Origin of the sequence: Caloramator sp. ALD01 (assembly GCF_000472625.1) — a bacterium.
Classification (GTDB): Bacteria; Bacillota; Clostridia; order Clostridiales; family Caloramatoraceae; genus Thermobrachium; species Thermobrachium proteoclasticum.
In genome coordinates, this window is record NZ_AXAA01000006.1 from 122,150 (window position 1) to 133,719 (window position 11,570).

Annotated in this window: 8 protein-coding genes; 6 read left to right on the forward strand and 2 right to left on the reverse strand. The window is 31.5% G+C overall.

The annotated features are described in order from the left end of the window. Positions 1–13: 13 nt before the first annotated feature. Together A3M9_RS0104710 and A3M9_RS0104715 are read right to left on the reverse strand one after the other, a co-directional pair. Positions 14–2,209, reverse strand: a complete 2,196-nt coding sequence (locus tag A3M9_RS0104710; RefSeq protein WP_051350597.1) for an ABC transporter permease — start codon at positions 2,207–2,209, stop codon at positions 14–16. Beyond that, positions 2,203–2,901, reverse strand: coding sequence for an ABC transporter ATP-binding protein (locus A3M9_RS0104715; RefSeq protein WP_027308197.1), 699 nt, complete (start codon positions 2,899–2,901; stop codon positions 2,203–2,205). Before A3M9_RS0104715 ends, A3M9_RS0104710 begins: the two co-directional genes overlap by 7 nt. 158 nt (positions 2,902–3,059) lie before the next feature. Here A3M9_RS0104715 and A3M9_RS0104720 point away from each other — a divergent pair, with 158 nt between their 5' ends. The 6 genes from A3M9_RS0104720 to A3M9_RS0104745 all read left to right on the forward strand — a co-directional run bounded on the left by A3M9_RS0104720 (position 3,060) and on the right by A3M9_RS0104745 (position 11,310). Then, positions 3,060–4,982 (forward strand): PrkA family serine protein kinase, encoded by a 1,923-nt coding sequence (locus tag A3M9_RS0104720; protein WP_027308198.1) that lies wholly within the window; start codon positions 3,060–3,062, stop codon positions 4,980–4,982. Positions 4,983–4,987: 5 nt separating this feature from the next. Then, entirely contained in the window at positions 4,988–6,160 is a 1,173-nt protein-coding gene (yhbH, locus tag A3M9_RS0104725; protein ID WP_027308199.1) for a sporulation protein YhbH, read from the forward strand. Beyond that, entirely contained in the window at positions 6,160–7,437 is a 1,278-nt protein-coding gene (locus A3M9_RS0104730) for a SpoVR family protein (protein ID WP_035165858.1), read from the forward strand. The genes yhbH and A3M9_RS0104730 overlap by 1 nt, the downstream gene beginning before the upstream one ends. A 163-nt stretch (positions 7,438–7,600) precedes the next feature. Then, positions 7,601–10,468 (forward strand): EAL domain-containing protein, encoded by a 2,868-nt coding sequence (locus A3M9_RS14135; RefSeq protein WP_051350598.1) that lies wholly within the window; start codon positions 7,601–7,603, stop codon positions 10,466–10,468. Between the two features lie 375 nt (positions 10,469–10,843). Beyond that, the gene (locus A3M9_RS14590; protein WP_156897869.1) at positions 10,844–11,008 is read left to right on the forward strand and encodes a hypothetical protein; all 165 of its coding nucleotides are present in this window, start codon (positions 10,844–10,846) and stop codon (positions 11,006–11,008) included. 8 nt (positions 11,009–11,016) lie between these two features. Beyond that, the gene (locus tag A3M9_RS0104745; protein WP_035165860.1) at positions 11,017–11,310 is read left to right on the forward strand and encodes a hypothetical protein; all 294 of its coding nucleotides are present in this window, start codon (positions 11,017–11,019) and stop codon (positions 11,308–11,310) included. Positions 11,311–11,570: the final 260 nt, after the last annotated feature.

The window sequence follows — 11,570 nt, forward strand, 5'->3', positions numbered from 1 at the left end:
TCACCTCTTGTCTTTAATCCTTCTGTAGTTTAAGTATGTCAACCATAGACACATTAAATATCCTCTTTCTTGAAATAAACTTAGAAATCAAAAGTACAATATAGATTATAGCATATCCTAAAATTGAATACATTGGGTCTATTTCTATAGGCATTGCTAAATTCATATCCTTTAAAGAGGTATTTAAAATAGAACTTAAGAATCCCTTTACAAAAGGTATGGAAATTATATAACCTATTAAACTTGGTATAAACATAAATGAAAGCATAAGTGAATTTATTTCCCCTTCGCTATATCCTAAAATCTTTAAAAGTGAGATAGAGTGTTTGTTTTCTTCAATTATTAAAGATGTAACTATATACACTACTATTAAGGCAATTATAAAGGATAATACTCCCATAGCAATAAGCATATATTTAACAGGTTCAAGGGCTACGTCAAAGGATTTTAGTATCTCTTCAATGCTTTCAATTTTTAATATCTTATTATCATCAATATTAAGTTTTGTATCTGAGTAAATTCCATTTATGCTTTCTTTATCTTCATTCAAAATCTGGTTTAGCACTTCAAGGGGCATATAAATAACATTTCCAGTATATACATTCACCACATCGTCAATTTGAATATCTATTGTTTTATTGTTGAATAGATTAATAAGCTTCACAGAACTTTTCTTATTTAACTTATTATATAAAGAACTTGTTATATAAACCTTATCTACTTTAACTTCGTTTTTACCCTTTGTAAGCTTTATATGTTTTGGTTCTTCTTGAAGTCCGTAGATTATTATATTATCGTTTGTTTCTTCGTTCTTAAAATATGCTACCTTAAATCCTTCAGCATTTATTTCATTTTTATTTATATTTTCCTTTAAAATATAGCTATATTTATACTTAAATGTTCCTTTAATAGATTTATTAATCAATGCGTCTACTGAACCCTTTGCAGCAAAGCCAACAAGAAGAAGTGTTGATGCTGTAAATATACCAAATATAAGAAGTATAATTTTTGAAAATCCCCTCAATGATTCTCTTATTCTGAACTTATTCTTAAACTTAAATCTACTTAGATTAATATTTGCAAAGATTGGTATTTTATCCTTTTCTACCTTCCCTCTTAAAAGAGTAGTAGGTGAATACTTTAAAAGTTTTGCCGATGCAACATAGGCAGACAAAGAAAGAATTAAAACAGATTCAAGTAGTCCATATAAAAGAAAGCTATATTTAACATTTGGACTTACAGGAATATTAAAGTAGAAAACATAGTAGTCTGTCAGTGGTTTTTGTAAAAGAATAGTAAAAAGTGTTCCAAGTATTGTACCAAATATAGATATTATAATTGGATAAAATAGATAATGTCTCTGAATTTCAGATTTAGTATATCCAAGGGCATAGAGTGTTCCTATTTCCTTTATTTCAAGTTTAATTATTCTTTTTAACAGAACAAATAGGAGTATAAAGGTCAAACTTAAGAATAAAAGAGGTATTTTAACCGCAAGCTGAGGAAGCTGTTCAATTTTCTTTTTTGCTAATGTGTATCTTAAATTATCCTTTATATCCTGCCACATAAGTATTTTATATTCACTATCTATATATTTCTTTGCATTACTTATATCTCCTTTGATGCTGTAGAAATAAGTCAAATCGCCATATTTTTTTATGTCCTTTGAAGTTACAATTGCAACACCGAATTTAGTTGGATCTGCCATTAAATCGGTAAGTGATTTAGTTGGATATATATAATCAGGAATTGATACAAAACCAGAAACCAAATATTCATATCCCCCTAAACTTATTTCATCTCCAATTTTAATTTTGTTTGCCTTTGCGTAGGCAGGGTTTAATGCAATTTCACCCTCCTTAATCATTCTTCCTTCGATTATAAGTGGTTTATTTATTTCATCGGTAAGTTCTATTAATCTAATAGTTGACTCCTTAAAATCAACATCTACCTCATATCTTTTCTCTAATGAGACATTAAACATATCTTCTATTTTATTAATATCTACTTCCTTCAGGGTTAAAAATTTTGCATCTTCGATATTTGTTTTATTGTTGTAGGTATCTGTTGCTTCATTAAAATTAGATGCCAAACTACCAAATATAGAGTATAAGGAGATTGATAGTGCAACTAAAAAAATAAGTCCAATATACTGCATTTTGTTCTGAAAAAGAACACGTCTAATACGTTTATTTAAAATCATTACCATTCTACCTCCTTAGGGGAGATTCTTTCTTTATTCAATTTAACATCGGTTATTTGGCCACTTCTTAACTTTATTATTCTATGGCACATAGATGCAATGCTTGTATTGTGGGTTACGATAAATATAGTTGTACCGTACATTTTATTTATTTTATCAAGCAATTCTAATACTTCCTTTGATGTATTGTAATCAAGGGCACCTGTAGGTTCATCACAAAGTAGCAGTTTTGGATTTTTAATAATTGCCCTTGCAATGGATATTCTCTGCTGTTCACCACCACTTAACTGTTGAGGAAATTTGTTTTTATTCTGTAGCATACCAACAGCCTCTAAAACTTCGTCTATTTTAAGGGGGCTTTTAGTGAGTTCAGAAGCAACCTCAATATTTTCAAAGGCGGTTAAATTAGGTATAAGATTATAAAATTGAAAAACAAATCCTACGTTATTACGCCTGTATTTTGTGAGTTCCTTATCAGATAGTTTGCTAACATTTAAATCCCCAAACATAATTTCACCATCAGTTGCTCTGTCAATTCCACCTAAGATGTTAAGAAGAGTTGATTTACCAGAACCAGAAGGGCCTAATATAGCAACAATCTCTCCTTCACTGGCCTCAAAGGATACATTCTTTAGAGCATAAAATGAATTAGTTCCATTTTTATATTCTTTAGTAACATTTTTGAACTTAATTGACATATATATACCTCCCTTGACCATATGGTCAATATTCTTAACTTAATTATAGTTCTTTTTGACCGCTTGGTCAATACCTGCAATACTTTATTTTTTCATCATAATTTATAAATTCCCCCCCATATTATAGTAATAAAATAGAAGGGAAATTGGAGGGTAATATGGACTTCAATCAGCTAATTAAGAGTGATAGAGAAAAAAAGAGTAAAGAAAAGTTTGAAGGTACTTTTTTAGATTATCTTGAAATATTAAAGAATAATCCAGAAATTGCAAAGCTATCGCATAAAAGAATGTACGACATAATAGTCAATAAAGGATACGAGGTTTTAAAACCAGAGGAAAATCCAAGGGTTAGGAAGATATATGGAAATGAAGTGATTAAAAAATACAACTTCTTTAGGGACGAGTTCTTTGGAATTGATAAGGTTCTAATGAAGATAGTAAACTACTTCTATTCTGCCTCGATGAAGGGAGAAGAATCAAGGCAGGTTTTATATCTTGTTGGCCCTGTTGGTGCTGGTAAATCATCTATCGTTGAAGCACTAAAAAGGGCACTTGAACAGTCACCTCCAATTTATGCACTAAAGGGATGCCCAATGAGGGAAGAGCCACTTCACTTAGTTCCAAATCACTTAAGACCTGAATTTGAAAAATTGCTAAATGTTCAAATAGAGGGAGATCTATGTCCAATATGCAAATATAGGCTTATGAATGAATATAATGGGGAGTATGAAAAGTTCCCAGTTATTACAACTAATTTTTCAATTAGATCAAGAAAGGGAATAGGAGTTGTACCACCAGTAGATCCCAATAATCAAGACACATCCGTTTTAACAGGTTCAATAGACATATCGAAGATGGATTTATATCCAGAAGATGATCCAAGAATACTTTCATTAAATGGTGCCTTTAATGTTGGAAATAGAGGAATTGTTGAGTTTATTGAGGTATTTAAAAATGATGTGGAATATCTACACACAATAATAACAGCCACTCAAGAAAAATCAATTCCATCACCGGGTAAAGGACCTATGATTTACTTTGATGGAATTATAATAGCCCACTCCAATGAGGCTGAATGGAATAAGTTTAAGTCAGACCATACTAATGAGGCTATCCTTGATAGAATAGTTAAAATAGAGGTTCCATACTGCTTAGAGTTAAATGAGGAAGTTAAGATTTATGAAAAGATATTGAAAAAGAGTAATTTTAAGGCCCATATAGCTCCACATACAATTGAAGTTGCAGCAATGTTTGCTATTCTTTCAAGGCTGACACCTTCTAATAAGGTGGATATGATGACAAAGCTTAAACTATATAACGGTGAGGATATATTAGAAAATGGAACAACAAAGAAGATAGATATAAAGGAACTAAAGGAGGAGGCAGGCCCAAGGGAGGGAATGACTGGAATATCAACAAGATTTATAGTTAAGGCAATAGATAATGCTCTCTCAAGCTCTGAATATGATTGTATAAACCCATTGAGTGTAATGGAGAGCATATTAAAGTCTGTAAGAGAACTTGATGTTAGTGAAGATGAAAAGAAAAAGTATACTGCATATATACAGGATACAATAAGAAAAGAATACAATAAGATTTTAGAGAAGGAGATAACAAAGGCATTTATTCACGGATTTAGAGAGCAGGCAGAAAGTCTATTTAATAATTATATAGATAATGCTGAGGCATATGTTAACAAAACAAAGATAAAGGATAAGGCAACTGGTGAAGAACTAAATCCAGATGAAGCCTTTATGAGGTCAATAGAGGAACAGATAGGCATTTCTCCAAACTCCGCAAAGGGATTTAGAACTGACGTTACATCCTATATGTTCTATGTTATGAGAAATGGTGGAAAGATAGATTATACCAGCTATGAACCACTAAAGGAGGCAATTGAAAAGAAGCTTATAGCTTCAGTAAAGGATTTGACAAGAATAATAACAAAATCTAAGGTTAGAGATAAGGAACAGGATGCAAAATACAATGCAATGGTAGAAAAGATGAAGGAGGATGGCTACTGCGACCACTGTTGTGATGTTATATTAAAATATGCAGCAAATAATCTATGGAAGGATTGATGTGTATGGCTATTTTTCGTGATATGCATTCGGATCCTGTTGAGCACGACCGTTCCATAGAGGATAGAAGAAGGCATAAAAAACTTGTTGAGAAGGCAATAAAGGATAACCTTGCAGATATATTGTCTGAGGAGAGTATAATAGGTGAGAGTAAAAACAAAAAGGTAAAAATTCCAATCAGGGGGCTTAAGGAATATCAGTTTATATATGGAAAAAATACAAAGGGTGTTGCTTCAGGTGATGGTACGGAAAAAAGAGGAGATAGAATAGGAAGTGAAAAGAAGCAGGGGATGGGACAGCAAGGGGCAGGAAATCAAGAGGGAGAAGAGATGTATGAACTTGAAATAACAATAGATGATATACTTGATTATCTGTTTGAGGATTTAGAGCTTCCTGATATGGATAGGAAAAAGACATCTGAGATATTAGTTGAAAGCAGCAAGAAGAGGGATGGATACCAAAAATACGGAATAAGGCCAAGGCTTGCAAAGAAAAAAACTGTTATGGAGAAGATAAAAAGAAAACAGGCAAGGAAAAGAGCCTTAAGGGAGATGAACCTACCTGTTGACATTAAAAGATTCCCATTTGTTGAGGATGATTTGAGATATTTTAGGATTAAAAAGAAGTTCAGAAGGGAGAGCAATGCAGCAATTATATGTATTATGGATATTTCAGGTTCTATGGATAATACTAAAAAGTTTATGGCAAGATCCTTCTTCTATATCCTTTCAAGATTTATAAGAAAGAAGTATAAAAACGTTCAGGTGGCCTTTGTAGCCCACACGACAACGGCAGAGGAGGTTAATGAATATCAATTTTTCCATAGGGTTGAATCTGGAGGAACCTATATTTCAAGTGGTCTTAACAAGGCACTCGAAATAATAAATACAAGGTTTAATCCAGAAAATTGGAATGTATATGCCTTCTATGTTAGTGATGGGGATAATTGGAGTGAGGATGATGAAAGGACTATAAAATCAGCAAAGGAACTTTGTAGAGTCTGCAACCTCTTTGCCTATGCAGAGGTTATGCCAAACAGCTACAGTATGACTATAAAAGGAAAACTCACAAAGGAGATTAAGGATAAAAACTTTATTGCAGTTTCTGTTAGCCATAAAAATGAGTTGTGGGACGGCTTGAAAACAATGCTCAAAAAGAAGCAGAAGGGGGGATATTGATGGATTATTCAATAAAGGAGTTAATGTATTGGAACGATAAGATAGAGAAGATAGCAAAGGATTTTGGACTAAACTTCTATGAGCAGGAGTTTGAAATAGTAAGCTATGAAGAAATGCTCTCCTATGAAGCATATATAGGAATGCCATCAAGATATCCCCACTGGAGTTTTGGAAAGGCTTATGAAAGAACAAAAACTTTATATAGATACAATTTAACAGGACTTCCCTATGAGATGGTAATAAATTCAAATCCTTGTCTTGCCTATCTAATGAAGGAGAATACTCTTCTCCTTCAAATTTTAACTATGGCACACGTTTATGCCCATAATGATTTCTTTAAAAATAATAGACTGTTTAAGGAAGGAACAAATGCAGATTATACAATTGATATGTTTAAAAGGCACGCGAATTTAATTCGAGAGTATATAAAGGATCCATCAATAGGTTATGATGAAGTTGAAAGGGTTATAGATGCGGCCCACGCCCTTAAACTTCAAGTTAAGAGGACAATTTATAATGGGAAGGATGAGGAAACGCAAGATTCTAAATATAAGTTACCTGAGGAGGATTTGCTTTTATTTATAATAAAATATAGCGATATAGAGGATTACAAAAAAACAATTGTTGAAATGATAAGAGAAGAGGCCCTATACTTTATACCACAGATTGAAACCAAAATAATGAATGAAGGATGGGCAAGTTTTTGGCATTATAAAATATTGAAGGAATTGGACCTTCCTCAGGGACTCTATCTGGAGTTTATAAAAAGGCACAATGATGTAGTGGCACCTCATCTTGGGGGACTAAACCCATATTATGTTGGATACAAGATATTTGAAGATTTAGAGAGAAGATATGGTATTAATAAAATATTTGAGGTTAGGGATGTAGATAGAGACTCCTCTTTTATTAGAAGATATTTAACACTTGAGCTTTGTCAAGAGATGAACCTTTTTGAATATGTAAAAAGAGATAGTGAATATATAATTAAAGAGGTATCGGATGATGAGGGATGGAAGGAGATTAGAGATACCTTAAGTAATAACTGTGGAATGGGACTTGTACCATATATACAGGTTGCTGATGTTGAAAGGGATAGAACTTTAGTTTTAGAACACATATACGATGGACGTGAACTTCTTCTTGAATATGCAGAGGCCACATTGAAGCATCTTGTTGAACTTTGGGGACATCCAGTTATTTTAAAGACACAATTTGGAGGAAAAGAATACAGGATATACTGTGATGAAAAAAAGAGTATAAAAAGGGGAGTATAAAATTACCATTTAGGTAGGATGCGAATTATTAATATTTGCATCCTACCTTTTATATTAAAGTTTTACAAAAAAATAACGATAAAAATAATGTCGAAAATAATAAATTAATGACGAATAATGTTATAATATTAAGGCGAAGAGGGAGAAAAAGGGAGGGAGCTCCGTGTATATAAAGAAAAAATTACCGCTATTTATTGCACTACTTGTGTCAATACCATTGATTGTTTTAACAGCAACTATTTATTACTATTCATCAGAACAGCTTATACAGATTAATAAAACAAAAATAAATGAAGTAGTCACAGTTGAGGCTGAAAATATTTCTGTAATATTGAGTATGTTTTCTAATGAAATAGAGGATATTGCACAAAACAAAAAAGTAAAGGATTTTATAATAAACAGGGATGAAAAAAGCAAAAATCAGGCGTATGAGTATATAAAAAATAAAAGCGAAATAGAGAGTATGAGTTATTTATCAGAATTTAGAAATTTTATTCTAAAGCCTAAATTAAAGTATAGATCTGTTATTTTAGGGAGTAGAGGAGAGATATTGTTAGATACAGATGATAAGCAGTATATTCCTGAAGGGTTAAATTACGAAATAATGAAAAATGTTAATATAAATAGAGTATATATGAAGCCAATTTATACAGATAAGTATGATTCAAAGCTTCTTGTAGCCGTGCCTGTTGTCTCTGATAATAATATAATAGGTGTTTATTGTGCGTATTTTGATATAGATGAAATAGGGTTTAAATTCTTTAATTATGAGATTGGTAAAAACAGATATACCTATATTGCGGATTTAAATGGTACAATTTTATACCATCCTGATATAGATAGAATTGGAACAAAGGTAGAAAATGACCTTTTAAATAATATAATAAATAGGATTAATAATGGAGAAAAAATAGAAGAATATAGTGGTATATATGAATATAGGGGCACAAAAAAATATATGGCTTTAAAATATATGAAATCTACAGGGTGGATAATTGTTGTAGCTCAGGATTTAAGTGAAATTTTATCAGTATCAAGGAATATAACTTTTGTATCGTTGATTCTTCTTATAACCTTTATATTTATTTCTCTACGTTTTGGAATTAGATTTTCAGAGACAATAACAACACCACTTACTAACCTTATGAATGCAATGAAGGCAACAGAAGAGGGAGAATTAGAACAGCAGTTTATTTATAACCGTGAAGATGAGTTTGGAAGTTTAAGCAGGACATATAACAGTATGATAAATAGATTAAAGAATAACTATACTGAGCTTGAGGCGTTATATGAGGAGCTTGCGGCAACAGAAGAAGAGCTTAGAGTACAATATGACAATTTAATGAATTCAGAGGAACAGCTAAGGATTAGCGAAGAAAGGTATAGGATAGCTCTTGAGGCTGGTAAGTATGGAATATTTGAGTGGAGTACTAAGGATGATATATTATATTTATCAGAACAGTTTAAAATACTTATAGGATACGATTTTGAGGATATTAAAGTAAGAGACTTAATAAATAAAATAGTTTTGCAAGAAGATAGAAAAATATTGTATTCAGCCTATAGAGAACATATAGAAGGAAGAAGAACTTGTATAGAGTGCGAAATAAGAGTTAACACTGGATATGGTGTGACAAGATGGATGTATATTAAAGGAAGAGTTATAAAAGAAAAAGAAGGCGAAAAAATAATATCTGGTGCTATGATGGATATCACAGAACGAAAGGAATACGAAGAAGATATAAAATATCTTGCCTTCTATGACACCCTAACAGATTTGCCCAATAGAAGATATTTCATAGAGGAGTTGGAGAAGGAAATAAAAGATAAAGATAAAAATAAAAAGTTTGCTGTTTTACTACTTGACCTTGACAATTTTAAAAAGGTAAATGACACCTTAGGACACGATAAAGGAGATGCACTTCTTAGAAAAGTAGCATCTATATTAAAAAAATATGCAAATGATAACGTGTTTGTTGCGAGGTTTGGAGGAGATGAATTTTTAATTCTTCTAAGGCAGTTTTCAAATTTAAATGAAATCAAAGCACTTGCAAAAAATATTATTCACGACCTAAAGGAAGGAATAGATGTTATAGGGAAAAACATATATACAACAACAAGCATAGGTATAGCAATTGTTCCTGATGATGGTGACAATGTAAATGATATAATTAAAAATGCAGATACCGCTATGTATAAGGCTAAGTCAGAGGGTAAAAATAGATATATTTTCTTCAGTGCTGAAATGATTGAAGAACTTGAGAAAAGGATAGAAACAGAGAAGATTCTTTTGGATTGTTTGAAGAATAAAGATTTTAAGCTGGTTTATCAACCACAGGTATCTTCTAAAACGGGGGAGGTACACGCCTTTGAGGCATTAATTAGATTAAAAAATTATAACATATCTCCTGCAGAGTTTATTCCAGTTGCTGAAGAAACAGGCCTTATTGTGGAGATAGGATACTTTGTTATTGAAGAAGCTGTGAGACAAATAAAGGAGTGGATAGATAAGGGGATAGAAGTAAAACCTATAGGAGTTAATTTGTCTGCGGTTCAACTAAGGGATGAGAGCTTTGTAAGCAATTTAAAGGAAATAATAAAGAAATATTCCATTAAACCAAGTCTGTTAAAGATAGAAATAACAGAAAGTGCACTAATGGAGGATAAGGAGAGAAATATAAAAATAATAGAACAGCTTAAAGAGGTAGGAATTCAAATTGCAATAGACGATTTCGGGACAGGATATTCCTCCTTAAATTATTTAACCTTTATACCTGCAGACTATATAAAGCTTGATAAATCCTTTATAGATAAGATGTTTGCAAAGGAAGGGAAAAAGGAAGTTTTAGATGGAATAACCTTCTTAGCACATCAACTTAATTTAAAGGTTGTAGTCGAAGGTATTGAAGACAGAGAACAGTTTAATTATCTAAAGTCTAAGGGATGCGACTATATGCAGGGATATCTTTTTAGTAGACCAGTTGATAAGGAAGAGGCAGAAAAGCTCTTTGCAAAGAGGTTTGAAGTATAAAAAACAAAGGTGCTTTGCACCTTTCAGGCTGTTGAAAAAGTTATATATTGATTAACCCCTTGAAGGATTTCTTATGCATTCGTTTATTTCGCCAATTTGAAATCCTTTCAAGGGGCTTTTTTAAAATTCAGTTAGCAAGTAGGTTTGTCAACAATCTAAGGTACTATTAAATTGAATACCTGTCTTTATTATTTTGGACGCGTTTTTAAAATAAATAAATTATAATAGAATATGCCAGTTTTTTACTTACACAGAGCGACCTTTACAGTAATTTATATTTAAATTTGTAATTCAAATTCACAGTCTATTAACAATTTTATCACTAAGTCTCCACATAGAGGGTATATTCTATATACAAGATGAGGAGGTGATTGAATGTTTATTGGTTTAATAGTTTTAGCTGTTTTAGCTATCTATTTTTACAATCAAAATAACAAAAATGTAAACCAAAGAGCAATAGAAATACTTGATAAAAAACTTATAGATGGAGAAATTAGCGAAGATGAATATCTAAATAAAAAATATTTGATTGAAAGGTAGGGATTATTATGAGACACGGATTTTCAGGTGGTTTGCCAAGAGGTTTTGGTGGAAAATTAGGAGATGGTAGCTTTTTATTTCCTTGGATGCACATTATTGATTTAGCGTTTTTAATTTTAATTATATTTATTGCATATATGCTTTTTAAAACATATAAAAGGCAGAGTTCAATCAATTCAGCAATAGAAATTCTAAATATAAAGTTTGCAAAGGGGGAAATTAGTGAAGAGGAATATGTAAATAAAAAGAATTTAATAAAGAGTAGGAAAATAAATGGTTCTATAATAAATGTTGGGGCGTAGCCCCAGCATATTTTTTTACAAAAAAAATATGCACCTGTTTTAGATGCCTGGTAAAATTAAATTAACTACAAAAATATTACCTGAAAGGAGGCATCCTACAAGTGCACACTAATAATTGTATCAAAAATTTACTTGGTTTTAAAGATGTTATTATAACAAAAGTACTTGATAATGTTTGCTATGAAATTTATTTAGAAATGAAAAAGAAGCCTCATACTTGTCCTCGTTGTAATTCTGAAACTCGTAGAGTTCACGACTAT

Coding starts and splice junctions, on each gene's coding strand:
- A3M9_RS0104710 (WP_051350597.1), bottom strand. CDS start 2,209: ATGGTAATGATTTTAAATAAACGTATTAGACGTGTTCTTTTTCAGAAC.
- A3M9_RS0104715 (WP_027308197.1), bottom strand. CDS start 2,901: ATGTCAATTAAGTTCAAAAATGTTACTAAAGAATATAAAAATGGAACT.
- A3M9_RS0104745 (WP_035165860.1), top strand. CDS start 11,017: ATGAGACACGGATTTTCAGGTGGTTTGCCAAGAGGTTTTGGTGGAAAA.
- A3M9_RS0104730 (WP_035165858.1), top strand. CDS start 6,160: ATGGATTATTCAATAAAGGAGTTAATGTATTGGAACGATAAGATAGAG.
- A3M9_RS14590 (WP_156897869.1), top strand. CDS start 10,844: ATGTTTATTGGTTTAATAGTTTTAGCTGTTTTAGCTATCTATTTTTAC.
- yhbH (WP_027308199.1), top strand. CDS start 4,988: ATGGCTATTTTTCGTGATATGCATTCGGATCCTGTTGAGCACGACCGT.
- A3M9_RS0104720 (WP_027308198.1), top strand. CDS start 3,060: ATGGACTTCAATCAGCTAATTAAGAGTGATAGAGAAAAAAAGAGTAAA.